This is a genomic window from Rhodoferax sp., from assembly GCF_012927445.1.
Taxonomy (GTDB): Bacteria; Pseudomonadota; Gammaproteobacteria; order Burkholderiales; family Burkholderiaceae_C; genus Rhodoferax.
The window spans coordinates 28,766-53,119 of sequence record NZ_JABBPD010000006.1; the positions used below are offsets into that span (position 1 = coordinate 28,766).

At 59.7% G+C, this 24,354-nt stretch carries 26 protein-coding genes; 15 read left to right on the top strand and 11 right to left on the bottom strand.

What is annotated here, in order from left to right:
* Nucleotides 1-6 precede the first annotated feature (6 nt).
* Together HHJ17_RS11365 and erpA are read left to right on the top strand one after the other, a co-directional pair.
* Nucleotides 7-402 carry a polymer-forming cytoskeletal protein gene (locus HHJ17_RS11365; RefSeq protein ID WP_296502183.1) on the top strand — a complete coding sequence of 132 codons (396 nt, stop codon included), beginning with the start codon at nt 7-9 and terminating at the stop codon, nt 400-402.
* Nucleotides 403-515: 113 nt separating this feature from the next.
* Nucleotides 516-881, top strand: a complete 366-nt coding sequence (gene erpA / locus HHJ17_RS11370) for an iron-sulfur cluster insertion protein ErpA (RefSeq protein WP_296502181.1) — start codon at nt 516-518, stop codon at nt 879-881.
* A gap of 13 nt (nt 882-894) precedes the next feature.
* On the opposite strand, the gene HHJ17_RS11375 is transcribed toward erpA, so the two are convergent.
* Nucleotides 895-2,010: an anhydro-N-acetylmuramic acid kinase gene (locus HHJ17_RS11375; protein ID WP_296502179.1), complete on the bottom strand. Its 1,116-nt coding sequence runs from the start codon at nt 2,008-2,010 to the stop codon at nt 895-897.
* Between the two features lie 20 nt (nt 2,011-2,030).
* Nucleotides 2,031-3,392: a M23 family metallopeptidase gene (locus tag HHJ17_RS11380; RefSeq protein WP_296502177.1), complete on the bottom strand. Its 1,362-nt coding sequence runs from the start codon at nt 3,390-3,392 to the stop codon at nt 2,031-2,033.
* Between the two features lie 178 nt (nt 3,393-3,570).
* Here HHJ17_RS11380 and tyrS point away from each other — a divergent pair, with 178 nt between their 5' ends.
* Nucleotides 3,571-4,815, top strand: coding sequence for a tyrosine--tRNA ligase (gene tyrS, locus HHJ17_RS11385; RefSeq protein ID WP_296502176.1), 1,245 nt, complete (start codon nt 3,571-3,573; stop codon nt 4,813-4,815).
* A 6-nt stretch (nt 4,816-4,821) separates the two neighbouring features.
* Nucleotides 4,822-5,289: a D-aminoacyl-tRNA deacylase gene (gene dtd, locus HHJ17_RS11390; protein WP_296505833.1), complete on the top strand. Its 468-nt coding sequence runs from the start codon at nt 4,822-4,824 to the stop codon at nt 5,287-5,289.
* A 72-nt stretch (nt 5,290-5,361) separates the two neighbouring features.
* Here dtd and ybeY read toward each other — a convergent pair whose 3' ends face one another.
* Together ybeY and HHJ17_RS11400 are read right to left on the bottom strand one after the other, a co-directional pair.
* Complete coding sequence (gene ybeY, locus HHJ17_RS11395; protein ID WP_296505834.1) at nt 5,362-5,817, bottom strand: rRNA maturation RNase YbeY; 456 nt, start codon at nt 5,815-5,817, stop codon at nt 5,362-5,364.
* A 70-nt stretch (nt 5,818-5,887) separates the two neighbouring features.
* On the bottom strand, nt 5,888-6,895 hold the full coding sequence (locus HHJ17_RS11400; RefSeq protein WP_296502170.1) for a PhoH family protein: 1,008 nt from the start codon (nt 6,893-6,895) through the stop codon (nt 5,888-5,890).
* A gap of 41 nt (nt 6,896-6,936) precedes the next feature.
* Here HHJ17_RS11400 and ruvA point away from each other — a divergent pair, with 41 nt between their 5' ends.
* Genes ruvA through HHJ17_RS11420 form a run of 4 tightly spaced genes read left to right on the top strand, consistent with a single transcriptional unit; the run spans nt 6,937 to nt 11,580 of the window.
* A complete protein-coding gene (gene ruvA / locus HHJ17_RS11405) occupies nt 6,937-7,509 on the top strand; it encodes a Holliday junction branch migration protein RuvA (protein WP_296505835.1) in 573 nt (190 codons plus the stop codon).
* A gap of 49 nt (nt 7,510-7,558) precedes the next feature.
* Nucleotides 7,559-10,948, top strand: a complete 3,390-nt coding sequence (locus tag HHJ17_RS11410) for a type ISP restriction/modification enzyme (RefSeq protein ID WP_296505836.1) — start codon at nt 7,559-7,561, stop codon at nt 10,946-10,948.
* Between the two features lie 32 nt (nt 10,949-10,980).
* Entirely contained in the window at nt 10,981-11,271 is a 291-nt protein-coding gene (locus HHJ17_RS11415) for a type II toxin-antitoxin system RelE/ParE family toxin (RefSeq protein WP_296505837.1), read from the top strand.
* Between the two features lie 9 nt (nt 11,272-11,280).
* On the top strand, nt 11,281-11,580 hold the full coding sequence (locus tag HHJ17_RS11420) for an addiction module antidote protein (protein WP_296502164.1): 300 nt from the start codon (nt 11,281-11,283) through the stop codon (nt 11,578-11,580).
* A gap of 2 nt (nt 11,581-11,582) precedes the next feature.
* Here the strand turns inward: HHJ17_RS11420 and HHJ17_RS11425 are convergent, their stop codons facing one another.
* On the bottom strand, nt 11,583-12,794 hold the full coding sequence (locus tag HHJ17_RS11425) for a carbonic anhydrase (RefSeq protein ID WP_296505838.1): 1,212 nt from the start codon (nt 12,792-12,794) through the stop codon (nt 11,583-11,585).
* A 154-nt stretch (nt 12,795-12,948) separates the two neighbouring features.
* Here HHJ17_RS11425 and ruvB point away from each other — a divergent pair, with 154 nt between their 5' ends.
* Entirely contained in the window at nt 12,949-14,007 is a 1,059-nt protein-coding gene (ruvB, locus tag HHJ17_RS11430; RefSeq protein WP_296502160.1) for a Holliday junction branch migration DNA helicase RuvB, read from the top strand.
* 28 nt (nt 14,008-14,035) lie between these two features.
* Here the strand turns inward: ruvB and HHJ17_RS11435 are convergent, their stop codons facing one another.
* The 5 genes from HHJ17_RS11435 to HHJ17_RS11455 are packed head-to-tail and all read right to left on the bottom strand — an operon-like array spanning nt 14,036 to nt 17,503.
* Nucleotides 14,036-14,677, bottom strand: a complete 642-nt coding sequence (locus HHJ17_RS11435; protein ID WP_296505897.1) for a histidine phosphatase family protein — start codon at nt 14,675-14,677, stop codon at nt 14,036-14,038.
* A 14-nt stretch (nt 14,678-14,691) separates the two neighbouring features.
* Complete coding sequence (locus HHJ17_RS11440) at nt 14,692-15,303, bottom strand: DUF4136 domain-containing protein (RefSeq protein WP_296505839.1); 612 nt, start codon at nt 15,301-15,303, stop codon at nt 14,692-14,694.
* 31 nt (nt 15,304-15,334) lie between these two features.
* Nucleotides 15,335-16,282 carry a tRNA 2-thiocytidine(32) synthetase TtcA gene (gene ttcA / locus HHJ17_RS11445; protein WP_296505899.1) on the bottom strand — a complete coding sequence of 316 codons (948 nt, stop codon included), beginning with the start codon at nt 16,280-16,282 and terminating at the stop codon, nt 15,335-15,337.
* A 26-nt stretch (nt 16,283-16,308) separates the two neighbouring features.
* A complete protein-coding gene (locus HHJ17_RS11450; protein ID WP_296502156.1) occupies nt 16,309-16,680 on the bottom strand; it encodes a dihydroneopterin aldolase in 372 nt (123 codons plus the stop codon).
* Between the two features lie 28 nt (nt 16,681-16,708).
* Complete coding sequence (locus tag HHJ17_RS11455; RefSeq protein ID WP_296502155.1) at nt 16,709-17,503, bottom strand: SDR family oxidoreductase; 795 nt, start codon at nt 17,501-17,503, stop codon at nt 16,709-16,711.
* 21 nt (nt 17,504-17,524) lie between these two features.
* Between HHJ17_RS11455 and HHJ17_RS11460 the strand changes: the two genes are divergently transcribed.
* From HHJ17_RS11460 to HHJ17_RS11480, 5 genes are all read left to right on the top strand, one after another.
* On the top strand, nt 17,525-18,625 hold the full coding sequence (locus HHJ17_RS11460) for an SAM-dependent methyltransferase (protein ID WP_296502154.1): 1,101 nt from the start codon (nt 17,525-17,527) through the stop codon (nt 18,623-18,625).
* A 20-nt stretch (nt 18,626-18,645) separates the two neighbouring features.
* A complete protein-coding gene (locus HHJ17_RS11465; RefSeq protein WP_296502152.1) occupies nt 18,646-18,840 on the top strand; it encodes a DUF2905 family protein in 195 nt (64 codons plus the stop codon).
* Nucleotides 18,841-19,170: 330 nt separating this feature from the next.
* Nucleotides 19,171-19,563, top strand: a complete 393-nt coding sequence (locus HHJ17_RS11470) for a universal stress protein (protein ID WP_296502150.1) — start codon at nt 19,171-19,173, stop codon at nt 19,561-19,563.
* 191 nt (nt 19,564-19,754) lie between these two features.
* Nucleotides 19,755-20,474, top strand: a complete 720-nt coding sequence (locus HHJ17_RS11475) for a DUF4395 domain-containing protein (RefSeq protein ID WP_296502148.1) — start codon at nt 19,755-19,757, stop codon at nt 20,472-20,474.
* 224 nt (nt 20,475-20,698) lie between these two features.
* Nucleotides 20,699-21,961 (top strand): hypothetical protein, encoded by a 1,263-nt coding sequence (locus HHJ17_RS11480; RefSeq protein ID WP_296502147.1) that lies wholly within the window; start codon nt 20,699-20,701, stop codon nt 21,959-21,961.
* 141 nt (nt 21,962-22,102) lie between these two features.
* Here the strand turns inward: HHJ17_RS11480 and HHJ17_RS11485 are convergent, their stop codons facing one another.
* Nucleotides 22,103-23,008, bottom strand: coding sequence for a LysR family transcriptional regulator (locus HHJ17_RS11485; RefSeq protein ID WP_296502145.1), 906 nt, complete (start codon nt 23,006-23,008; stop codon nt 22,103-22,105).
* Between the two features lie 87 nt (nt 23,009-23,095).
* Between HHJ17_RS11485 and HHJ17_RS11490 the strand changes: the two genes are divergently transcribed.
* A complete protein-coding gene (locus HHJ17_RS11490; protein ID WP_296502143.1) occupies nt 23,096-24,274 on the top strand; it encodes a YeiH family protein in 1,179 nt (392 codons plus the stop codon).
* Nucleotides 24,275-24,354 lie beyond the last annotated feature (80 nt).

A 24,354-nucleotide genomic window follows, 5' to 3' on the forward strand; every position in this document is an offset into this window, starting at 1 on the left:
ACCGACGTGTTCAACAAGAAAAAGCAGCCGCCCATCAAAAGTCTGATTGCCGAAGGCAGCCAGATTGACGGGAACTTCAAGTTTTCCGACGGTTTGCGAATCGATGGCGTGGTGGTCGGCAATATCTTTGGCAACCCGGATCTGGCGAGCATTCTGGTGATTTCGGAAGCCGCCACGGTAACGGGTGAAATCCACGCGGATCACATCATCATCAATGGCACGGTCAAGGGGCCGGTGCATGCCCGTCTCATGCTCGAATTACAGCCCAAAGCGCGAATTCAGGGCGATGTGCACTACACCGCGCTGGAGATGCACCAAGGCGCCCTCATCGCCGGGCAATTGCGTCCCATCGTCGGGGCGGAGGAAAAGCCCACACTCAAATTAGCGGCAAATAACGGCTGACAGAATTCTTGAGCGAATTGCTGTACTATTCTTAAATCAATATTGAAAACTTGCGGGACAGTCCGCCGTCACGAAGTGGCAAGCCCTGTCCTCAACTGATTAAAGGATTCCACATGAGTGCCGTCGCAGAAAATATCCAGACTGAAATGCCAAGCCCGATTCTCTTCACGGACAGTGCTGCCGCCAAGGTGGCAGACCTGATCGCCGAAGAGGGCAATCCTGACCTGAAGTTGCGCGTTTTCGTGCAGGGTGGTGGCTGTTCCGGCTTCCAGTATGGTTTCACGTTTGATGAAATCACCAATGAAGACGACACCATCATGTCCAAGAATGGCGTATCTCTCTTGATTGATGCCATGAGCTACCAGTATCTGCTGGGCGCTGAAATTGATTACAAGGAAGATTTGCAGGGCGCGCAGTTTGTGATCAAAAACCCCAATGCCCAGTCCACCTGCGGCTGCGGGTCGAGCTTTTCGACCTGAGCGGTATCCCGGCTCAGGCCGGGTAAATCGCACCCAGTACGCGGGCGCCTTGGGCGCCCGTTACTTCTTGCAGGCTCGATGTTTCACGCAAGATGGTTTTCCGTGCCAGCCAGGCAAAGGCCGCTGCTTCCACCTGCAGAGGGTGCAGGCCATGCATTTGGGAAGAATCTACTTGCAGCGACGGTAAATGCGCCTGGAGCCGATGCATCAAGTGGGTGTTAAATGCACCGCCACCGCACACAATCAGATTTTTACTCTCAAATCCATAGCGCTTGACGCAGATTGCACAAGCACTAGCGGTTAATTCAGTCAGTGTCGCCTGCACATCCACGGGTGCCACCGAGGTGAACTTTTCAAGTTTTCGGGTCAACCAGACGGCGTTGAACAGATCGCGTCCGGTACTTTTGGGTGCCGGTTGGTCAAAGTAGGGCTCGTCCAGCAGGGTGGCCAGTAATTCCGCGTGAACCTGCCCGGCGGCAGCCCATGCGCCACCGGCATCAAAGGCTTGGCCAAGATGCTGCTTGCACCACGCATCCATCAGGGCATTGCCGGGGCCGCAATCGAAGCCCAGCACGTCGTTCGTCAGTTTCGGACCCAGTACCGTCAGGTTTGAAATGCCGCCAATATTGAGGGTGGCGACCGTTTCACCAAGGCGTCCGAACACGGATTGGTGAAAGGCCGGCACCAGCGGGGCACCTTGTCCACCGGCTGCCACATCACGGCTGCGGAAATCGGCCACGACGTCGATGCCCGTCAACTCGGCCAGCAGGGCTGGGTTATTGAGCTGCAGGGTGTAACCGGTGCCGTCAAAGGCTTGGGGCTGGTGGCGCACGGTCTGGCCATGGGCGCCGATGGCGGTCACTTGGCGGTTGCTGATGCCAGCCTGCTCCAGCAAATTGGCCACCAGGTGGGTGTAGACGCGGACCAGGGCATTCGCCGCCAGCGCGGCGCGGTGCAATTCATTGGCGCCAGGGCTGTTGAGCGCCAGGAGCTCCTCGGTCAAGGCCTGTGACAAGGGCGCGCTGCAATGCGCCAGCACGGCCAGACGGGAGCCGGAAATGTCAGCCAGCACACCGTCTACCCCGTCCAGCGAGGTGCCAGACATCAGGCCGACAAAGAGTTCAGACACGCCGCATTAACTCCAAAAAATTACTGGGCGCTGCTTTGCTGGATGGACGCAGCGGCCGAGAGTTGAACCCGGGCAGCGGACGCGAGCCGCGTAAACAAAGGCTTGGCGGAGGCTGTGATTGCCACCGCTTCGCTTTGGCGCGCCACCGTCATCGGATCAGTCGGCTTGCCGTTGATACGGAATTCAAAATGCAAATGCGGACCGGTGGCCCAGCCGGTGGCGCCCACGGCGCCGATGTTCTGACTTTGGCCAACATGCTCGCCTTTGCGAACGTTGATGCGGCTCAGATGCCCGTACACCGTCAGCCGGTTGTTGCCGTGATCGACATAAATGACGTTGCCGAAACCGTTTTGAACGCCCGCAAATTGAACCACGCCATCACCAATGCTGCGCACCGGTGTGCCGGTTGGGGCCGCGTAATCGATGCCCAAGTGCGCTTTCCAGGTTTGCAAAATGGGATGAAAACGCATCTTGAAGCCGCTGGTAACCCGGGAAAACTCCATGGGCGAGGCGAGGAAGGATCGGCGCAGGCTTTGACCGTCCAGCGTGAAGTAGCCACCCTTGCTGCGGGAATCTTTGGCGTGCGACGCATCGGCGATTGGGGTGCCGCCCGCAACGGGTTCCTGGAACCACATGGCCTGGAAGGTTTTGTCGCCGTTGACAAATTCGGCGCTTAACACGCGTCCGGAGCGCAGGGGTTCACCATCGCCTTCGAGCGTTTCGTAGACGATGGAAAAACGGTCGCCCTTGCGCAGGGAACGGTGAAAGTCAATATTGCTGGAGAAAATTTCTGCCAGTTGCGTCGCAATTGCATCTGGAATTCTGGCGTCGTCGGTGGCGGCAAACAGGGAGGTCTGGATGGTGCCGCTGGCGAGCCGGGAGGTGGCGGTCAGCGGTGCGGTTTCGATCCGGGACTGAAAGCCTTGCGGGGTTTTTTCAATCACCAGGCGATTGAAATTGCCGTCAGTGTCTGCCGTCCAGCGGGCGCTGAGCTTGAGCAAACTGTTGGTGTCACTGGTCTCGGTGGTGACGCTGCGGCCGCTGCGACCCAGCAAAAGGCGGGCCGAGCTGTCGGTGCGCAGGAAGGTTGCTGCGGCTGCATCGTCGACGCCCAGGCGCTTGAGCAGCGTGTCGGCGGTGTCGCTGGAGCGGGTGAGTTCGGTGCGGAAAAGTTTGAATTGTTCGATGTTCAGGTCGTCTGACGCGAGATTCGCCGGCAGCGCTTGAACCGATTCCAGAACTTGCCGGACTGGCAAATCGGATGCGTCCGGGGCAAAGGAGGCTACGGCAAAGGCGCCGCCGCCGCCGCCCAGCATCAACGCGGCAATGGCTGCAGTGATTCGTTTCGGGTGTTGTTTGAGGGTTTGACGGGCCAAAGTCAAGAAGGAATTTTTAGCGCAAAGCAGGCTATTAAGCAAAATAAGGGATCCCAAATCAGAGTTGGTGCGCGAGCGACAGACCGGGTGCAAGGGTCGTTAAGACTTGTCCACTTAAAATCCAGCGCAGGGATGAAGATAGATTATAACTTCGCCCACTTTCGTTGTATCAAGAAAAACCCTTATGAATCAAGCCTCGTCCTCCAAATTTTGTGTAACAGATCGTGTCCAGGAGGCCTTGGCGGTGTCGCTGCGGGGCTGTGATGAACTGATTCCACAAGACGAGTGGATCAAGAAATTAGCGCGCTCGGAAGCCACCGGTATTCCGCTGCGCATCAAGCTGGGCCTTGATCCGACGGCGCCGGATATCCATATTGGCCACACTGTGGTGCTCAATAAAATGCGCCAATTGCAAGATTTGGGCCACACCGTCATCTTTTTGATCGGCGACTTCACCACCCTGATCGGCGATCCGTCGGGTCGCAACACCACCCGCCCGCCGCTGACCCGGGAGCAGATCGAGGCCAATGCGCAGACCTATTACCGGCAGGCGTCGATGGTGCTGGATCCGTCTAAAACCGAAATCCGCTACAACAGTGAATGGGGCGATACGCTGGGCTCGCGCGGCATGATCGAGCTGGCGGCCAAATATACGGTGGCGCGCATGATGGAGCGCAATGATTTTCATGACCGCTTCAAGTCCGGCACGCCGATCAGCGTGCATGAATTTTTGTACCCGCTGATGCAGGGTTACGACTCGGTGGCGCTCAAAAGCGACCTGGAACTGGGTGGCACCGACCAGAAATTCAATTTGCTGGTGGGACGCCATCTGCAGGCGGAGTATGGCCAGGAGCCGCAGTGCATCTTGACCATGCCGCTGCTGGAAGGGCTGGATGGCATTGAGAAAATGTCCAAGAGCAAGAACAACTACATCGGTATTTCCGAAGAACCCAACACCATGTTCGCCAAAGTGTTGAGCATCTCGGACGTGCTGATGTGGCGCTGGTACACCTTGCTCAGCTTCCAGAGCGAGGCGGCCATTGCCGCCCTCAAAGCCGAGGTGGCCGCTGGTCGCAATCCGAAAGACGCCAAAGTGGCGCTGGCGAAAGAGATCACGGCCCGTTTCCATTCCGTGGCGGCGGCCGATGCCGCCGAGCAGGATTTCATCAACCGCAGCAAGGGCGGCGTGCCGGACGAAATTGACGAGGTCGCCTTGCCGCTGGGCGAAGGCGGTGCGCCGTTGGGTCTGGGCGCCTTGCTCAAGCTGGCCGGGCTGGCGGCATCCAGTGGTGAAGGCAACCGCCTGATTGACGGCGGCGGCGTGCGCATCGACTCCAGCGTGATCAGCGACAAAGGGCTGAAGCTGGGTGCCGGGACCTACGTGGTGCAGGTCGGCAAGCGCAAGTTTGCCAAGGTCACGGTCGGCTGATCCAGCATGCTGGCGCTGTTGCAGCGTGTCAGCGAGGCGCGCGTGCTGATTGGCGGGCAGGTTAGCGGCGAGATTGGTGCCGGCCTGCTGGTGCTGCTGTGCGCCGAGCGCGGTGACACGGCGTTGCAGAGCGACAAGCTGCTGGCCAAACTGCTGAAGCTGCGCATCTTCAGTGATAGCGCCGGCAAGATGAACCACAGCGTGCAGGACCTGGACGGCCAGGGCACGGCGGGTGGCTTGCTGCTGGTGAGCCAGTTCACGCTGGCGGCGGATGCGTCAGGCGGCAACCGGCCCAGTTTCACGGCCGCCGCGCCTGCCGAGGAGGGGCGCCGGCTGTACGACTACTTTGTCGCGCAAGCCCGCTTGGCCCATCCGGTGGTGCAGACCGGCCAGTTTGGCGCCGACATGCAGGTGCACCTGGTGAACGACGGCCCGGTGACGATCCCGTTGCGGATAGCGCCCGACGCCAAATAGACGAGCTGTTTTTGCTATATATTCAATAGCTACTTACGCAAGAACGACGGGGGCTAGCGGCTGATTTGATCCTTAATACGGGTTGTCGAAGCCGAGCCGGGCCATGATTTCCATCTCGCGCAGCTCCATCACCTGGGCGTCTTCCTCGCTGCTTTCGTGGTCCCAGCCTTGCGCGTGCAGCGTGCCATGCACCAGCAGGTGGGCGTAATGGGCTTGCAGTGTCTTGCCTTGTTCCTTGGCTTCTTTCGCCACCACCGGGGCGCACAGCACCAGATCGGCGGTGACCACCGGTTCTTGCGTGTAGTCGAAAGTCAGCACGTTGGTGGCGTAGTCTTTTTTGCGGTAATCGCGGTTCAGCGCCAGCCCTTCTTCGGCGTCCACAATGCGCACGGTGATTTCGGCGTCGCTTTGCAGCGCGTGGCGAATCCAGCGCGCCACCTTGTGGCGGGGCAGGGCGGCGCGGTGCAGGGCAGCGTCGTCGATCTTGCCGAATTGCAGCGATAAAGTGAGTTGATTCAATAAAAGCATTGGGTAAATAGGCTTCTAGCCCCCGTTTAATATGCGTTGATAGCTATTATTTCAATAGCAAATAGAGGAGTTAGATCAGCTTGGTTCGGACGCGCGACCGCGCCACCACGGCCGCCACCTCCGGCTCGTCGTCGTCCCGGCGGCTCTGGCGGGAACGGCCCGCTACGTCGTAGGCATCCACGATGCGGGCCACCAGCGGATGGCGCACCACATCGGCACTGGTGAAGCGGCACATGGCAATGCCGTCGACCCGCTTGAGCACGCGCTCGGCGTCGATCAGGCCGCTGAACTGGGTTTTCGGCAGGTCGATCTGGCTGATGTCGCCCGTCACCACCGCTTTGGAGCCGAAGCCGATGCGGGTCAGGAACATTTTCATTTGCTCGGGCGTGGTGTTTTGCGCCTCGTCCAGAATGACAAAAGCGTTGTTCAGCGTGCGCCCGCGCATGAAAGCCAGCGGCGCGATTTCAATCGTTTGCCGTTCCAGCGCTTTTTGTACCTGCTCGAAACCCATCAGGTCATACAGCGCGTCGTACAGCGGGCGCAGGTAGGGGTCGATTTTTTGGGTCAAATCGCCGGGCAAAAAGCCCAGCCGTTCACCGGCTTCTACCGCTGGCCGCGTCAGCATGATGCGTTGCACGGCGCTGCGCTGCAAGGCGTCCACTGCCATCGCCACCGCCAGGTAAGTTTTGCCGGTCCCGGCCGGGCCAATGCCAAAGGTGATGTCGTGGCTGGCGATGCTGTCCAGGTAGGTGGCCTGGTTCATCGTGCGGGCCTTCAGGTCGCTGCGCTTGGTTTTCAGCGCGTGGCTGTCGGCATCGTCCATCTCTCCGTCGCCGGCCAGCATCAGTTGCACGGTGGCGGGCTCGATCGGGCGCGACGCCATTTCGTACAGGGCCTGCAGCATTTCCATGCCGCGCTTGGCCTTGGCCTTGGTACCGTCCACCTTGAACTGCTCGTGCCGGTGCGCAATTTTGACTTGCAGCGCCACTTCGATGGTGCGCAGATGCTCGTCCATCGGGCCGCACAGGTGCGACAGTCGGGTGTTGTTGGGCGGGGAAAACAGGTGTCGGAGAATCAAGTTGATAATTCCTTAATAGGGTTACCAATGATAGGCAAGAAATGATCGGCAAACTGACAGGCACACTGAGCGACAAGAATCCACCCCAGGTGCTGGTGGACTGCAACGGTGTCGGCTATGAGGTCCATGTGCCCATGAGCACGTTTTACAACCTGCCGGAACTGGGCGCCCGCGTCAGTCTGTTGACGCACTTTGTGGTGCGGGAAGACGCGCAAATTTTGTATGGGTTCGAGAACGCCCAGGAGCGTGAAGCTTTTCGCCAGCTCATCAAGATTACCGGTGTCGGTCCCCGCACCGCCTTGTCGGTGCTGTCGGGCATGAGCGTCGGCGAGCTGGCGCAAGCCATCACGCTGCAGGAAGCCGGGCGGCTGATCAAGGTGCCCGGCATTGGCAAGAAAACGGCGGAACGTTTGCTGCTGGAACTCAAAGGCAAGCTTGGTCCCGATATCGGCGTGTCTGCCAGCGTCGCCAACGATGCGCAGGGCGACATTCTGCAAGCCCTGCTGGCGCTGGGTTACAGCGACAAGGAGGCGGCGGTATCGCTCAAGGCCCTGCCAGCCGAGGTCGGCGTGAGCGAGGGTATCAAGCTGGCGCTGCGGGCGCTCGCGAAGTAGGCTGTTAGAGCCAGGCTGAAGCAGGCGCCGCGCTGCTACGATGCACGCCATGACCCTTGCCAGCCCCTCTCATCCCGTCCATGCCTATCTTCAATCCCTGCAAAAAGAGCTGTTGCGCGGCGACGCCACTGAGCATACGCACCGCAGCGCACTCAAAACGCTAATTGAGTCCGCCGCCCCCGGCTTACTTGCCACCAACGAGCCCAAAGCCACCCAGCGCGAAAATAAGCCTGATTACATCGTGCGCAAAGCCGCGTCGGTGATTGGCTTTGTTGAAGCCAAAGACGTGGATAAAAGCCTCAAGACCACGCTGAAAACGAACCAGCTCAAGCGCTACCTTGAAGCTCTTCCCAACCTGATGTTGACCAACTACCTCGACTTCATCTGGTTCGTCGGGGGCGAAAAGCGCATGGAAATCAGCTTGGGGCAGTTGAATGGTCAGCATGTGTCGCCTGCCAAAGATGCGTCTGCGCGGTGGGACGAATTGATTGGTTGCTTTCTGGCCGAAGTCAGCCCCACTGTCTCCAGCCCGTCGCAGCTTGCCAAAAACCTGGCAGGCCAAACCCGGCTGTTGCGCGATTTGTCGCTGGAACTGCTCACCGCCGGAGACGCTGACCTTCTTGAGCAAGAGCAGAGTTTTCGCGCGCTGCTGGTGCCCGACCTCAAGCCCGAAGAGTTTGCCGACATGTACGCGCAAACCGCCGCCTACGGACTGTTCACGGCCCGCGTGTTTGCCCACACCACGATGTTTGGCGGCAACCCCGAGTCGCTGCCCGATAGCCTCAAAAAGAACGATGCCTTCAGCCTGGAGCAAGCGGCTTACCTCATTCCCAAGGCCAACCCTTTTTTGCGACAGTTCTTTCAGCATGTCGCCAGCCCCAACCTGAACCCGCAACTGCGCTGGCTGGTGGAGCAAATTGCCGATAGCTTGCGCTACACCGACATGGAAAAAGTGTTGCACCGGCAAAGCCGAAAGCAGGGCTTTGAAGACCCGGTGTTTCACTTTTACGAAACCTTTTTGGCGGAATACGACCGCAAATTGCGCGAATCGCGGGGCGTTTACTACACCCCTGAGCCGGTGGTGGACTACATCGTGCGCGGTGTGGACTGGCTGCTGGCCAACCGGTTTGACAAGCCTGACGGCCTGGCCGACCCCAGCGCCCTGATCCTGGACCCGGCCACCGGCACGGCCACTTTTTTGCGCAAGGTGATAGCCCTCATTCACCAGCGGGTGGATGGCCAGCATGGCGCTGGGGCCTGGCCGGGTTACGTGCGCTCGCAGTTGCTGCCCCGCATCTTTGGCTTCGAGCTGATGATGGCACCCTACACGGTGGCCCACCTCAAGCTGGCCTTGCAGTTGCAGGAGTCGGGCTTTGAGTTTCAAGCCGGTGAGCGCCTGCATGTGTACCTGACCAACACGCTGGATCAGTTGCATCAGCAAACTGCCGCCATGCTGGGCCAGTGGATCGCCAAGGAAAACGAAGGCGCCGAGAAAATCAAGATCGACAAGCCCGTCGTGGTGGTCGTGGGCAACCCGCCGTATTCAGGCGAGTCGCGCAACAAGAGCGACTGGATCATGCAGTTGCTGAAGACCTACAAGACCGAGCCCGAAGGCGGCCCACTGAAAGAGCGCAACAGCAAGTGGCTCAATGACGACTACGTCAAGTTCATCCGCTTTGCGCATGATCGTATCGCCCGCACCGGCCACGGCATCGTGGCCTTCATCACCAACCACGGCTGGCTGGACAACCCCACTTTTCGTGGCATGCGGGCGCAGTTGATGGCCGATTTTGACGACATCTATGTGCTGGACCTGCACGGCAACAGCAAGAAGAAAGAGCGCACGCCCGTGGCCTTGAAAGCGCAGGGTGACGACAAAAACGTGTTTGATATTGAGCAGGGCGTGAGCATCACCTTTCTCGTCAAACTGCCCAATATCGTTCAGGCTGAGCCGGTTAAAGCCGTTGAAGAAGTTTTTGAACTCACCGCCCCCGAGCCCGGCGCTGTGAAAAAAGCCAAACACCGCCAGCTCGAAGGCGGCAAAGTCACGCTCAAGGCCCGCATTCACCAGGCCGACCTGTGGGGCAGCCGCGACTACAAATACGACTGGCTGGAAAAGCACGGCTTGTTGGATACACCGTGGCAAGACCTGCAGCCCGCCTTGCCGCAACTGCTGCTGGTGCCACGCGATGAGACCGATGCGGCGGAGTATGAGCGGGGCTGGAAGGTGACGGACATCTTCCCGGTCAACTCGGTGGGCATCGTCACCGCCCGCGACAGCCTGACCATTCACTTCACTGCGGAATCGCTGAAACAAACCGCTGAGCGGTTTTCCAAGCTGCCGGTGGAGGTTGCGCGTGAGCAATTCAAACTGGGCGAAGACACTCGCGACTGGACGGTGGTTGGCGCGCAGAAGGACTTGAACGACACGCGGCGCCCGCCCAAGCAGACGGAAGACGCTGCTTTGCAGCCGACACCGCCAAAGTCCGAATGGTTGCTAGACCCGGCGCGCATTGTGCCTGTAGCCTACCGCCCGTTTGACACGCGCTTCACCTACTACACCGGCAAGTCAAAAGGGTTTCATTGCATGGCGCGTGGCGAGGTGATGCGGCATTTGGCTAATGATCCCAACAACCTCAGTTTGAGCACGACACGTTCAGTCGAAACGGGCGGTTTCACTCACGTATTCGCGATGCAGGGCCTGACGACTCTTCACACAGTTTCGATCAAAGAAGTCAACTATGCCTTTCCGCTCTGGCTGCTTCCCGATCAGATTGCGCCCGGTCAACCGCTGCCCACGCAGCGCCACCCCAATCTCGCCCCTGCCTTCCTGAGCGCGTTGGCGCAGGCGCTGGGCCGCCCGGTGTCACCTCTGCATGGCCTGCCTGAAGGCATCACGCCCGAGGACGTGCTGGCCTATGTTTATGCGGTGCTGCACGCCCCCAGCTACCGCAGCCGCTACGCCGGGTTCCTGAAAAGCGACTTTCCCCGAGTTCCACTATCAAATCAGGCGTTAGCCCCCGTCGATACTGCGCAAGAAGCTACTGATTTTGTAGCGATATGGAATGCCTTGTTGCCACTGGGCATGCAGTTGATCGACTTGCACCTGCTCAAAAACGTGCCCTCCGCTTTGCGCGTCAAGTTTGCCATGCCGGGCAGCAACGAGGTGGAGAAGCCGCGATTTGAGAACGGCCGTGTCTGGATCAACGCCACCCAATACTTTGACGGTGTGCCTGCGGACACCTGGGGCTTCAAGGTCGGTGGCTACGCGGTGTGCGAAAAGTGGCTCAAAGACCGCAAAGGCCGCCAGCTCGACTTTGCCGACATCCAGCACTATGGCGCCGTCGTCGCCGCACTCACCCGCACCCGCGAGCTGATGCAGGAGATCGACGCCGTTGCCAACGGCAAGCTCTGGCCCGAAGCGGCAGGCAGTCTTTGACTTTTTGTATCCCAAACAATACAATCTAAGCGATGAAGGTCATCCACACCACGGAAGTTTTCGATACTTGGTTCGCCGGGTTGAAGGACAAGCAAGCCGCGCGGCGTGTCCAGATTCGAATCGACCGTGCCGAGGGTGGCAACTTTGGCGATTGCGAACCGGTGGGCGAGGGGGTTTCGGAAATGCGGATTCATTACGGGCCCGGCTATCGCGTGTATTTCGCCCAGCGCGGCATGGAAGTTGTGATTCTGCTGGCGGGTGGCGACAAATCAACGCAGTCGCGTGACATTCAAACCGCGCTGGAAATTGCGCGGCAACTTTAGGAGGTCAATATGGGAACGATCAAGCTGCGTAAGTGGGATAGCGCCGAACACCTCAAAACCGACGAGGACATGGTGCTCTATCTGGAAGCCTGTCTGGAGGAGGCCGGGGATGATGCGGCGTTTATTGCCAAAGCGCTAGGTACGATTGCCCGTGCCAAGGGCATGACGCAGCTTGCCAAGGAAACCGGTCTGGGACGTGAAAGTCTTTACAAGGCACTGTCCGGCGAAGGAAATCCAAGTTTTTCGACCATTCTCAAAGTCATTGCCGCGCTGGGCATTAAATTGCACGTCGAAACAGCGCCTGCCTGACCCTACTGCGCGTCCCGCACCGCCCGCCCATTGACGGCTTGCACCGGGCGGGCGTTGTTGGGGAACAGCTGGGAGAACAGCTTGATCTGCTCCCGGCTCACCGTGGTGGGTTGTTTCAGCACCAGCCACAACACGCCCTCGGTACAGGGCGGTGTGGTGAGGGACCCCATGAACTGGTAGTAGCGCTGGTCTTTCGGCAGCAACTCGTTCATGTCGATCAACCCGGTGGGCATGCGCACGCGGTCGCCAGTATCGAGCGGCATGTAGGTCCAGACCTTGTTGATCAGGGGGTTGGCGGCGCCGGGCTCCAGCAGCACCGAGACCACGGCCAGTTGGCCCTCGGCATTTCTGTGGACCAGGTGCGCCACCATGGCAAAACCGCGGTAATTGACCTGCTCTTCCGACGGGTGATGGAAATGGAATTGCAGCAGCTTGAAGCTGGAGTCGCGCACGGTCAAGGCGTTGTCGCCGTACAAATCGACCTGAATCGTGTGACCATTGTTCACCACGCTGCCACTGCTGGGCTGGTAATTGAATTTGAGCGGCTCCGCCGGGCCCTGCAGCGTGCCTGATTCTTCAATGTTGATAGGCGACTGGCGCTTGCCCAGGGCGCAGACATTGAAGTCGGGCTTGAGTTTGCCCCAGGCCTGCGGCCCGTTTTCGCCGGCATAACTCCAGTGCACTTCGCCCTCATTCGCGTCATGACCTTGCGCCGCAGGGGCTTCGAAACCCGCTTCATGACCGGTCAGTGCCGCGGCCTTGGCGCGAATGTACTGGCGGCTGGACTGCGGGTTGACGGCCAGCCCGGTGCGCTTGGGCGCCACCGCGGGCGCGGCACGGCGGTCGTTCTCTGCTGTCTTGGCCGGGGCTTCTGCGGGGACCGCCTGCGCTTTGCCGGGCAGGGTGATGAATTTTTTCTCTTTGCCGTTGATCACCAGCGTGAGTCGTTTGTTGCCGGCGGCGCTGCTGTCCACCGCCTCGCGCACCTGCTCGCCCATCTTTTTGGCGGTGGCGTTACTGGATGTTGGTTTTTTGACTGCAGCGGCAGGCGCCTCGTCCGTGGTATCGGCGTGTTCAGCGGCCTGGCTGGGGCTGGACAGGCCCGCGGCCAGCGTCAGGGCCAGGCAGGAGGACACGCTCCAAACGCGCCAGCACCGGGTCCAGGGTGGCGATAAGGGGCCGGGCGCGGCGGGCTTCAGGTGAGTCTTTGTCATGTCAGGCGGACCCAATGGGCGTACACAATGATCAGGCCCCTCTTTGGAAAAGACGGGTTGGTGACTTGTTATCGGCACCTTCGGCCGGTCACTTGAGCGGGGCCGGCCCGCTGCAGGCTATAGTCAAGCTCCACTTTCGCACCCGCACCGCCCCGTGAGCATCCAGACCGACGATTTCGCCCCCCCACCGCCCAAACGCATGGTGTCCGCCGCCCCGGCCTCACCCAATGAGGAGGCGATTGAGCGCGCCCTGCGGCCCAAGCTGCTGGACGAGTACGTGGGGCAAGCCAAGGTGCGCGAGCAGCTGGAGATTTTCATCAGCGCCGCCAAAATGCGCGACGAGGCGCTGGACCATGTGCTGCTGTTCGGCCCGCCTGGTTTGGGTAAAACCACGTTATCCCACATCATTGCGCACGAATTGGGTGTTAATTTGCGCCAGACCAGCGGCCCGGTGCTGGAAAAACCGAAAGACCTGGCGGCCCTGCTGACCAATCTGGAGAAGAACGACGTTCTTTTCATCGACGAAATTCACCGCTTGAGCCCGGTGGTGGAAGAAATTCTTTACCCCGCGCTGGAAGATTACAAGATCGACATCATGATTGGCGAAGGGCCGGCGGCGCGCTCCATCAAGCTCGATCTGCAGCCTTTCACGCTGGTCGGCGCCACCACCCGCGCCGGCATGCTGACCAACCCGCTGCGCGACCGCTTTGGCATTGTGGCGCGGCTGGAGTTTTATTCGTCCGAAGAGTTGGCGCTGATCGTGCGCCGCAGTGCTGGTCTGCTCAAGGTACCGACCGACGACAAGGGTGGTTTCGAGATTGCCCGTCGTTCGCGCGGCACGCCCCGCATTGCCAACCGCTTGCTACGCCGGGTGCGTGACTATGCCGATGTCAAAGGTGCGGGCGAGATCACATTTGATATTGCCAACCGCGCGCTGGCGATGCTCGATGTCGATGCGCAAGGTTTCGATCTGATGGACCGCAAGGTGCTGGAGGCCGTGATTCTCCGTTTTGACGGCGGCCCGGTGGGCCTGGACAACATCGCCGCCAGCATTGGCGAAGAGCGCGAAACGATTGAAGACGTGATTGAACCCTATCTGATTCAGCAAGGCTACCTGCAGCGCACGCCACGCGGCCGCATCGCCACGCTGGCCGCCTACCGGCATCTGGGGGTGACGCCGCCCAATCGGGACGGGGATCTGTCGGGCGCTTAACGCCGCGAGACGGGCCGGGTCGACTGGTTTAAGTCGAGGTTTCGTCCAGGATCGTGTCGTCTTCGAGGTGACGCGTGTCGGACCAGCCCACCAGCGTGAGTCCGTCGGGCGTCCACAGCAGGCGATTGATGGCGGCGTTACCCAGGTTCCAGGTGCGCGGGGCCTGCACCTCCTGACCGGTGGCGGCGCGGTACAGCGCGTCCATCACGCCGCCATGGGCGACCAGCACAATTTGCCCGCCAACATGCCGGGCGGCCAATTCAGACGTGGCGCCGGTGATGCGTTCGCGCAAGTCCATCAACGATTCACCCCCTTCAGGCGTCCAGAGCGGGTCACGCTGGCGCCAGTGCCGAGCCTCAGTGGGCCAGTTGGCCTCGATTTCGGCATGGGTCTGGCCCTGCAGCACGCCAAAATTTCGCTCGCGCAAAGCGGTCACTGCCTGCAGGTCGCCACCAGTGGCATCGGCGATGGCGCGTGCGGTGTCCCAGGCCCGCATCAAATCACTGGCGTAGATCGCGCTGATCGGCTCGCGGCTCAAGGCCAGCGCCACCCGGCGCGCCTGCTGGCGGCCGGTCGCATTCAGTCCGATGTCGAGTTGACCCTGGAGGCGGGTGTCCACGTTCCAGGCGGTTTCGCCGTGGCGAATGGCAATGATGCGGGTGGCGTGCATGGTCATGGTCGGGTTCAACGGGGGATTTCAATATGGATGCGGCGCACGCCGGGCGGCGGGTGGGGGAAATCCCGCAGCGCGGCGTCAAACATGGCGGGCAGGACCGCCTCGCTGTCCGCCCAGCGGCCATCGTGGGCGGCGTGGGTCTCGTACACCACTTGGGACGTACTCAGGTTGCGCATGATGAGGCTGACCTGGCGCCAGTAGTAGGGCAGTTCGCCCATGCCAAAGCCGGGCATGTAAGGGCCGTTGCCCATGAGCAGCACATTGCCACTGTGCAGTCCAAAACCCAGGTTCAAACCCGGCATCCAGCCTGGGGATGGTCGATCCCACGGTGAATAGGGGTCGACTTTCATGCCGACCGCAATCTGCACGCTGTAACTGGCCGCGGCGTCATTGCGTTGCAGGCCGACCTTGCTCAGCGCCTGTTGCACGATGACCTCCAGGCGGTCCTGCTGGGCGGCATCTGCCTGTTGCGACGGCAAGCGTTCAAACCGGTAGGTCGCGCCCAGCGGCACGCCCGGCGGCGTGGCAAAGCTGCGCACGTCGGTGTCCACCAGCCGCATGCCGGCGCAGCCGGTCAGTCCCAGTACTATAAAAAAAATAGCAGTGAATAACCTGAACATGGGACCTCCCGTCAAAGTGGCTACAAAAAAATCAGGAGCGGATGCTGACCACCTGCAGGCTGGGCAAGGAGGCCACCGGAAACGCTTCGTCATCAAACCCCTTGTCGCCGTCGGCGTCCGGCACGCCGGTGGTCTTGATGTCCTTGAAGTTGTGGCGTGTGGTGTCCATCAGGTGCGAAGGCACCACGTTTTGCAGCGCGGTGAACATGGTCTCGGTGCGGCCAGGGTATTGTTTTTCCCAATCGCGCATCATGTTGCCGATCTGTTTGCGCTGCAGATTTTCCTGGCTGCCGCACAAGCTGCACGGAATGATCGGGAACTGGCGGTGATCGGCCCAGCGAATCAGGTCTTTTTCGGCCACATTGGCCAGCGGCCGGATCACGATGTGGCCGCCGTCGTCGCTCACCAGTTTCGGCGGCATGCCCTTGAGCTTGCCGGCAAAAAACATGTTCAGAAAGAACGTTTGCAGCATGTCGTCGCGGTGGTGACCGAGCGCAATCTTGGTGATTTTCAGCTCGTCGGCCACCCGGTACAAAATGCCGCGGCGCAGGCGGCTGCACAGGCTGCACATGGTTTTTCCTTCAGGAATCACCTTCTTGACGATGCTGTAGGTGTCCTGCGTTTCGATGTGAAATTGCACCCCCAGCTTGGCCAGGTACTCGGGCAGGATGTGCGCCGGAAAACCGGGTTGTTTTTGGTCCAGATTGACCGCAATCAACTCAAACTTGATGGGCGCTCGGGCTTGCAGTTTGAGCAAAATATCGAGCATGCCGAAGCTGTCTTTGCCGCCAGAGACGCAGACCATGACGCGGTCGCCGTCTTCAATCAGGTTGAAATCCATGATGGCTTTGCCAACCTGGTGGCACAAGCGTTTTTCCAGTTTGTTGATTTCGCGCTCGATTTGGGGCTGCTTGGCGGCCGGGGCGTCGGCCTGCGGGGCTTCGGTCGTTACTTCGGTTTCTGTCCAGACGGCACTCATGTTTTCTTTCTCCAATTCAGTCATTGTTACCACTGGCCGGTTTCGACGCGGATGGCGACTTCGCAGTCATCAAAAATTTCAAGTTTGGCGATCTTGACCCGCACGCCCAGCACGCCGGGCAGCTGCATCAAGCGGTTGGCGAGTTTGCCAATCAGCGTTTCCAGCAGACTGACGTGTTCGGCGGTGCACTCGTTGATGATGATCTGGCGCACCTTGCGGTAGTCCAGCACCCGGTTGATGTCGTCATCGTGCGGCAGCAGCGGCTGCTTGCCCAGGCTGAGCTCGGCGTCGACCTGAATCGGCTGCGGCGCGGTTTTTTCAAGCTCAAGAATGCCGAGGTTGGCGTCAAAACGCAAACCGGTGAGCGTGAGGGTCTGGTGACCAAAAATGTGGGGCATGGTGATTGGGTTCGTTGGCTGCAAGGCGTCACAGCATGGAGAAATCGCGCTCGAATTTCATCAAGTGCTGGCCGCCATCGACCAGGATCGTGGTGCCGGTGAGAGACTGATTGTCGATCGCAAATTTCACGGTGGCGGCGACATCAGCCGCCGTGGACGAGCGGCCCAGCAGGGAGAGCTGGTGCAGCGTTTCAAATTTTTCCTGGCTCAGCAGATGGCTGGTCAAGGTGAGGCCGGGGGCCACCCCGACGACGCGAATCTGCGGGCTCAGCGCCATGGCCAGCATGGTGTTGGCGGCTTCCAGGGCGGCTTTGGACAGCGTGTAGCTGAAAAAATCGGGGTTCTGGTTCCATAATTTTTGGTCCAGCAGGTTCACCACCACGCCCCGGGGGCCAAGCGCCGAAGAGCGGTCCGTGCCTTCGCGCGCCAGCACATGCGCATGCAGAGCCTGCGCCAAAATAATGGCGGCCCCGGTGTTGCTGTGCAAATGTTTGTCCATGGCGTCAAAGCTGAAGCTGGCCGACGTATCGTGCTCAAAGGTGGAGGCGCTGTTGACCACGGCGTCGACCCGGCCAAATTGCCGGATGACTTGCGGCAACAAGTTGCGCACCGCCGTCTCATCGATTAAATTTGCACAAAAAGCGACGCTAGCCCCCGCCAATGCTGCGCAGTCAGCTACTGTTTTAGTAGCGTCATCTGCTGAATCGCGGTAATGGACGGCCACCTGCCAGCCGTCTTTCGCCAGCGTGAGCGCAATTTCACGACCTAAGCGTTTGGCGGCGCCGGTGACCAGAACCGTGCGGAGAGGAGAGGGGGCGGACATTCGGGGACAATTCAGGCTGATATGACAACACCCTACAGTTTAACGAGCGCCCTTGCGGCCCACATTGCACAAACCATTGCCGCCGCTAAGGGCTGGATCGGTTTTGATGCGTTCATGGCGCAGGCTTTGTACACGCCGGGCCTGGGCTATTACGCCAATGACAGCACCAAATTCGGCGCCATGCCCGAGGCCGGCAGCGACTTTGTCACCGCCCCCGAGATGACGCCCCTGTTTGGCCAGACCCTGGCGGCGCAAGTGGCGCAAGCCCTGCAGGTGACGCAGACCCGCGAGGTGTGGGAGTTTGGCGCCGGTTCCGGCGCGCTGGCGCTGCAACTGCTGGAAACGCTGGCGGCGCTGGGCCAGCCCGTGCAGCGTTACAACATTGTGGATTTGTCCGGCAGCCTGCGGGCGCGCCAGCAGCACAAGTTGGAAAAGTACGCCGATGTCGTGCAGTGGGTCAGCGCCTTGCCCGACACCCTGCAAGGCGTGGTGGTGGGCAATGAGGTGCTGGATGCCATGCCGGTGAAACTGCTGGCCCGGGTGAACGGCGTCTGGTACGAGCGCGGTGTGGTCGTCGGTCTGCCCGTGTTTGCCTGGCAAGACCGACCCACCGAGCTGCGCCCCCCGCTGGAGATTGAAGGCGCGCACGATTACCTGACCGAAATCCATCCGCAAGCCGAATCCTTTATCCGCACGTTGGCCGACAAGCTCACCGTGGGCGCGGCGTTCCTGATTGACTATGGCTTTCCGGAGCACGAGTACTACCACCCGCAGCGCCACATGGGCACGGTGATGTGTCACCTGCGGCACCGTTCTGACCCCGATCCTTTGAGCGATGTGGGGCTGAAAGACATCACCGCCCACGTCAATTTCACCGGCATTGCGCTGGCGGCGCAGGAGGCTGGTTTGAATGTGCTGGGTTATTGCACGCAGGCGCGGTTTTTGATCAATTGCGGCATCGGGCCCCGGCTGGACGCCGCTCCGCTGGCGGCGCGGGTGATGGCGCAACGGCTGATCATGGAGCATGAGATGGGCGAGTTGTTCAAGGTCATCGGCCTGTACAAAGGCGAACCGTGGCCGGCCATCGGGTTCTCGCACGGCGACCGCACTCACACGCTCTAACTCCGGAATCGCAGGCCGCCATGTTCCGCTGGTTTATCGTTATCTTTTTCGCCCTGATGCTGATCAGCGCGCTCACGCCCTGGCTGCATAAACTGGGGTTTGGCAAATTGCCGGGTGACTTTTCGTTTCGGCTGTTGGGGCGCGAATGGAACATTCCGCTGGCCTCTACCCTGGTGCTCAGCTTGCTGGCCAGTCTGGTTTCCAAGCTGATCTAGGCTGGTACAAGGGGACTACTTTGTTGGTCCAAGTAGCGCGGCAGTCACTGATGGCGCGGCTTTGGGAGGCGTTGGTCTGCCCGTCAAGTTTGCTTCTTCAGGGGCAGCGGTGCGGTGCACCCTCGTATTTACCCATATAGGAAAGAAGCAAGAAGCTAGGTAGACTCGTCGAAATAGCTTGCTTATCTCGGATGCGGCCTGTTCCCGGCAACGGATCAGGCTGTTTTTCTGATCCAGCGCCGAGTGGTGAACGTTTGGCGCCAGGCCTCAGAGACTGAGGAGGCGGGTGATGCCCAGTTCATATTTTTTCAAAAAAGAAGGAGAGCAACCATGACCATACTCGTAGCTTATGTGCCACGTCCAGAAGGACAAGCCGCTTTGGACAAAGGTATCGAAATTGCAAAACGCCGTAATGAACCGTTGGTGGTGGTCAATGCCAGTCCTGGCGGCAGGCAAGAAGATTTATCAAAAGCAGATGTGCAAGATGTCGAGCGCGTCGAGAAATTACTGGCGGAGTCCGGTCTCGACGCAACATTCAAGCAGTTTGTTCGAGGCAACAGTGCGGTCGCCGAAATTGAAGCGCTGGTCGACTCTCTGCAGGTCTCCGTGCTGGTGATTGGCTTGCGAAAACGCACCGCTGTGGGCAAACTCATTATGGGCAGTGTCGCCCAGGAAGTTCTGCTCTCTGTTTCATGCCCGGTCTTGGCCGTGAAAGCCAGCTAATTTCCAACTCAAGGAAACGAACGGGCGGTGTCAATCAAGTCCACTTTTGCCGGCATGAAGAAACAGCGCCCGAAGTGGACCTGCTCAACGAGGGTTGGCAGGCACTCCACAGGATTTTTGGCTAGAATTTTCGGTTTGTGCCTGGCAAGTCGCAGATTGCCCATCACGCATTCAACTCAAAGCAGTACGTCATGTCATTGAATAAATCGTTCGGATATATCCCGGAAGTTTTCAAAAAACTCTGGTTCCTTGACCCGGACGCGGACACGCTCTACATCAACGATATTGCAGTTCGAATTCGTGCCGGCCTGTTGTTGATCATTCCCTTGTACATGGGGTTGACGCTGTACGAGGCCGTGTATGGCTCTCATTGGATCGTCACTGGCAATGCGATCAGGGATACCTTCACTACGGATTTTGACGACCACATTCTTTACAGCGTCGAGGCGATTCGACGCACGTTGGACTATTCAACGCAGACCATGGTGCTTTGGTTTGCACTGTTTGAGATGTTGTCGGGAATGTTTGTCTTCACCTCCCGGTTTTCCCCCACCGTGCTGATCAGCAGCTTTCTTGCCAAAGGCCATGCGCCCGTCTGGAAGCCCCTGACACCCAAACGCTTTGCGTGGTCCATCGGTGCCAGTTTTATATCGGTTTGCCTGATCTTCTTTAATCCGGACGTATTTGCCGGCTGGGTTAACTGGGTGCTGGCGCATGACGTGCTGCCGACCACCCGAAACTACCTGCCCAAATGGATTCCGCTGGTCCTCGTGTGGGTGTGCCTCGGGTTCATGTGGATGGAAACGGTACTGGGGTTTTGCGTCGGCTGCAAAGTTCATTCCCTGCTGGTCAAAGTGGGTCTGTTGAAAGAGGAATGTGAAGCCTGCAACAACCTGAGCTGGAATTCCTAGCCCCGAGTTGCCCGGCTTTCAAGTTGGCGGGAACCACATCCTTTTTAGCCTCTGCATCCAGGCGAAGAAGCGTTCAGGTCTTCAGGAAATAAGCAATATTTGGGGCGTGGTTCAAACCTGGGTAACACTTTGATAGGTTTTCAGATACGCAATTGAGCAGTCTTTCGGCGCCAATGTGGGTCGCCCTGATACTCAGTGTCCCTCGTTCACCACAGAATTCCAGCATGACCACATCCTCTTGCCCAGCAGCCAGACTTGAGCCAGCCCAGCGCATGGACCTTGCCATTGAGACCTTGGCCAAGGATGCAAATCTCAGCAAGCTTGCCAGCACCAATGATGTCAGCCGCAAGTACCTCTACCAACAAAAGGGTAAAGCCCGTGACGCCCTGCAGGAGGCGTTCGCGCCAAGCAGCGCTGGCGAAGAGGTCCTGTTCTCAATTCCGGTGACCAGTGCCTGGCTCGATCAGTTCGTCGTCTCCCTTACCCTGACTTGCCATAGCTCTTACCGCGGGGTGGTGCAATTCGTGCACGACTTGCTGGGCGTGTCCATCAGTCTTGGCAGTGTACACAATTTGCTCCAACGCGCTGCCAAGCGTGCACTGGAGCTCAACTGTGCTCAGGACCTGTCGGCCATTCGGGTGGGCTTGAATGACGAGATATTCCACTGCAACGAGCCGGTGCTGGCCGGCGTCGATGCCCGTTCAACCTATTGTTATTTGCTTGCCGCTGAGCTGCACCGTGATGGTGACGCCTGGGCCACTCACTTGCTGTGCCTGCGCGACCAGGGCCTTGATCCCGACTTCTTTATCGGGGACCAGGGAACTGGCCTGAGGGCCGGGCAGGCACAGGTCTGGGACATCAAGACGCTCACGCAGTGGCTCAAGCGCGACGTGCTGGAGCTCGCTGGCCCTGGGTTGGCCACGCGCCTGGAGCTGTTCGATTTCGTCGTTGCGGAGATCCACGCCCGTGAGTACCTGGAGCCTGAGCGCATCAGGAAGGTGCGCGTCGCACTGCAAAATCAGCGCGATGATCTGCTCGCGTTCGCCGCAGTTCTGGACGAGCACTTGGATTGCATCGCCCATGCCTACGAGGTAAGCGCCCACCTTGTGCGCCAAGCCTGTTTGTTGCAGCGCAAGCCCGACACATCCAACGCTTTCTGGCAGGGCTGGAACCGGCTGTGCGCCCAAATGGGCCACAAATGCCACGATGTCTTTGAGGCCGTCATGCCGGCCATGGCCCAGACGCCGCGCTGCAGCTCCATGGTTGAAAACCTGAATTCCAGGCTGCGCAACTACTTCACGCTGCGCCGGCAACTCGCCGGCCAGTACCTGGAACTGCTGAAGTTCTTCCTCAATCACCGCACGTTCCTGCGCAGCCGTGTGCCTGAGCGGGTTGGCAAAAGTCCCCGCCAGCTCTTGACGGGTGAGGCGCACCCGCATTGGCTGACGATGCTGGGTTTTGGCCCGCTGCAGCCGCAGCAAGGCTGACCCGGCGCAGGTCAACAGGCCTGCCGCCACTCCATCGTACCGAACGATAAATCTCGAAATCCTGCGGGAGATACGGTCACGTCTGTGTTACCCGAAAACGGCCATTTTTGAACCACGCCGGAACAAGCATCCACCCTGGCTTCACGCTGGGCCGCAATGTGCGGCGAAGCGCTCCAGGTTGGCCGAGAACTGTTTCTGGCGATGCCGAATCAGGTAAAAACGGCGTGTAAGTCGTGGCAGGGTGGTGTTCAAGACCACCAGGCGGCCTAGCGTTAGTAGGTCTTGCACTGCACACAAGGACAGGCAGGCCAAGCCCAGACCTTCTGCCGCCGCTTGCTTGATGGCCTCGGTGCTGCCCAGTTGCATCTCACCGTTGAGGTGGTTCAAGTGGGGTAGAAGCGCATGCTCCACCGCCTCGCGTGTACCGGAGCCAGGCTCACGCAATAACCATCTCGCTTGACGCAAGGACTTTACCGTCACGCGGTTATGAGCCACCTCGTCTCGCAGTGGGTGCCCAGAGGCGCAGACGATCACCAACTTGTCTTCCCGCCAAGGTAGCACGAGCAGATCGGCCTCGTGGCATGGACCTTCGATCAGACCCATATCGACCTCCAGCCGGGTCACGGACAACGCAACTTCGCGGGTATTTCCAATGTGCACGTCGATGCCCACCGTTGGCCAAGCGCGCTGGTAACTCGCCACCAGCGCAGGCAAGAGGTAATTGCCGATAGTGGTGCTTGCGCCGACGCGCAATCGGGTTGCCAGCACGCCTTTACCGCCTGCTGCGCCAATACCGAACTGCCCTTCAATCTCCTGCGTCGCGTCTAGCAGCGCCCGAGCCTGCGGCAACAATGCACGTCCATTGTCATTCAGCAGCAGACGCTTGCCAATTCGGTCGAAAAGCTGTGTCCCGAGCAGGCTTTCCAGTTCGTTCAGGGCGCAGCTGGTGGCCGATTGCGACAGCGCGACACGCAGCCCCGCAGCAATGGTACTACCCGTATCGGCAACCGCCGTGAAGATAAAGAGTTGACGCAGCGTCAGTCGCATAGTTTAAGTTTCCATACCTGTTTTTCAGCTAGTTTATAGCCGAACAATCCGTTTGTTTAATATATGACGAAACCGCACACTCGCTCCATGTCTTTCGAACACGATTTATTGGAGAACCCCTTGTCCGCCTTTGCCCGCCCAACGCCTGCATCCCGCGCTCCTACCGGCTTGCCCGTCAGCCATATCCATCACGACTTGCGGGCGCACTGGCGCGGGCTGGTGCCCGGCCTGGCTTTGACCGGTGCGATCGCCTGCGCATCCATTCAACTGGGAAAGTTCGGCTGGATGCAATCTAACGGCATCAGTGCGCTGACCTTGGCTATCGTGCTCGGCATGCTGGTGGGCAACACGGTGTATTTCCGTTTCAGCGCCGTTACCGGTGCGGGCGTGACGTTTTCCAAGGCGAATCTGTTGCGCCTGGGCATCATCCTGTATGGTTTTCGCCTCACCTTCCAGGACATTGGCAACGTGGGCTGGGCCGGCGTTGCGATCGACGCCGCCGTGCTGAGCAGTACCTTCGGGCTGGCATGCTTTCTGGGCACAAAGGTGTTCGGGCTTGACCGCAAGACCGCCATGTTGATTGGTGCGGGTAGCTCGATCTGCGGTGCCGCCGCAGTGATGGCCGCCGAGCCCGTGGTGCGCGGCCGCGCCGAGCAGGTCATGGTGGCGGTGGCTACCGTGGTCGTATTCGGCACCCTGGCAATCTTTCTCTACCCCGCGCTGTACCACTTGAACGCGCAGTACGACCTTGTCAGCATGTCGCCGACAGCCTATGGCGTGTTCGCGGGTTCGACCATCCACGAGGTTGCCCAAGTCGTGGCAGCGGGGCACGCGATCAGCGAACAGGCGGCCAACACGGCCGTGATTGCGAAGATGGTGCGCGTGATGATGCTGGCCCCGTTCCTGGTCATCCTGTCGGCCTGGCTGTCGCGCTCTTCATCCCCGCACGAAGCATTGGACGGCTGTGGGGACCATGGCCAGGCCCAGCAATGCGGCGACATCGTCATTCCCTGGTTTGCGCTCGGTTTCGTCGCTGTCGCGGGACTGAACTCGCTGTCCCTGCTGCCCCACGCTGTGGTGAGCCAGATGCTTGACATCGACACCGTGCTACTCGCGATGGCCATGGCAGGCTTGGGCTTGAGTACCCATGTTTCCGCCATCCGCAAGGCCGGCATCAAGCCGCTGGCGCTGGCGGCCGTGCTGTTCGCCTGGCTGATTTGCGGCGGGCTTGCCATCAACGTGGCTGTTACCGCACTGCTGAATTGATTTCTTCTTATGGAATAAATGTGCCCTCATAAACGTCTGCAGCTTGAACAGCCCCCCAAACTTGTGGTGGTCTAATTTAA

Bases quoted from the DNA above. Each gene is read 5' to 3' on its own strand.
- erpA (WP_296502181.1), top strand. From the start codon at position 516: ATGAGTGCCGTCGCAGAAAATATCCAGACTGAAATGCCAAGCCCGATT.
- tyrS (WP_296502176.1), top strand. From the start codon at position 3,571: ATGAATCAAGCCTCGTCCTCCAAATTTTGTGTAACAGATCGTGTCCAG.
- dtd (WP_296505833.1), top strand. From the start codon at position 4,822: ATGCTGGCGCTGTTGCAGCGTGTCAGCGAGGCGCGCGTGCTGATTGGC.
- ybeY (WP_296505834.1), bottom strand. From the start codon at position 5,817: ATGCTTTTATTGAATCAACTCACTTTATCGCTGCAATTCGGCAAGATC.
- ruvA (WP_296505835.1), top strand. From the start codon at position 6,937: ATGATCGGCAAACTGACAGGCACACTGAGCGACAAGAATCCACCCCAG.
- HHJ17_RS11410 (WP_296505836.1), top strand. From the start codon at position 7,559: ATGACCCTTGCCAGCCCCTCTCATCCCGTCCATGCCTATCTTCAATCC.
- HHJ17_RS11415 (WP_296505837.1), top strand. From the start codon at position 10,981: ATGAAGGTCATCCACACCACGGAAGTTTTCGATACTTGGTTCGCCGGG.
- HHJ17_RS11420 (WP_296502164.1), top strand. From the start codon at position 11,281: ATGGGAACGATCAAGCTGCGTAAGTGGGATAGCGCCGAACACCTCAAA.
- HHJ17_RS11425 (WP_296505838.1), bottom strand. From the start codon at position 12,794: ATGACAAAGACTCACCTGAAGCCCGCCGCGCCCGGCCCCTTATCGCCA.
- HHJ17_RS11435 (WP_296505897.1), bottom strand. From the start codon at position 14,677: ATGCACGCCACCCGCATCATTGCCATTCGCCACGGCGAAACCGCCTGG.
- HHJ17_RS11440 (WP_296505839.1), bottom strand. From the start codon at position 15,303: ATGTTCAGGTTATTCACTGCTATTTTTTTTATAGTACTGGGACTGACC.
- ttcA (WP_296505899.1), bottom strand. From the start codon at position 16,282: ATGAGTGCCGTCTGGACAGAAACCGAAGTAACGACCGAAGCCCCGCAG.
- HHJ17_RS11450 (WP_296502156.1), bottom strand. From the start codon at position 16,680: ATGCCCCACATTTTTGGTCACCAGACCCTCACGCTCACCGGTTTGCGT.
- HHJ17_RS11455 (WP_296502155.1), bottom strand. From the start codon at position 17,503: ATGTCCGCCCCCTCTCCTCTCCGCACGGTTCTGGTCACCGGCGCCGCC.
- HHJ17_RS11460 (WP_296502154.1), top strand. From the start codon at position 17,525: ATGACAACACCCTACAGTTTAACGAGCGCCCTTGCGGCCCACATTGCA.
- HHJ17_RS11465 (WP_296502152.1), top strand. From the start codon at position 18,646: ATGTTCCGCTGGTTTATCGTTATCTTTTTCGCCCTGATGCTGATCAGC.
- HHJ17_RS11470 (WP_296502150.1), top strand. From the start codon at position 19,171: ATGACCATACTCGTAGCTTATGTGCCACGTCCAGAAGGACAAGCCGCT.
- HHJ17_RS11475 (WP_296502148.1), top strand. From the start codon at position 19,755: ATGTCATTGAATAAATCGTTCGGATATATCCCGGAAGTTTTCAAAAAA.
- HHJ17_RS11480 (WP_296502147.1), top strand. From the start codon at position 20,699: ATGACCACATCCTCTTGCCCAGCAGCCAGACTTGAGCCAGCCCAGCGC.
- HHJ17_RS11485 (WP_296502145.1), bottom strand. From the start codon at position 23,008: ATGCGACTGACGCTGCGTCAACTCTTTATCTTCACGGCGGTTGCCGAT.
- HHJ17_RS11490 (WP_296502143.1), top strand. From the start codon at position 23,096: ATGTCTTTCGAACACGATTTATTGGAGAACCCCTTGTCCGCCTTTGCC.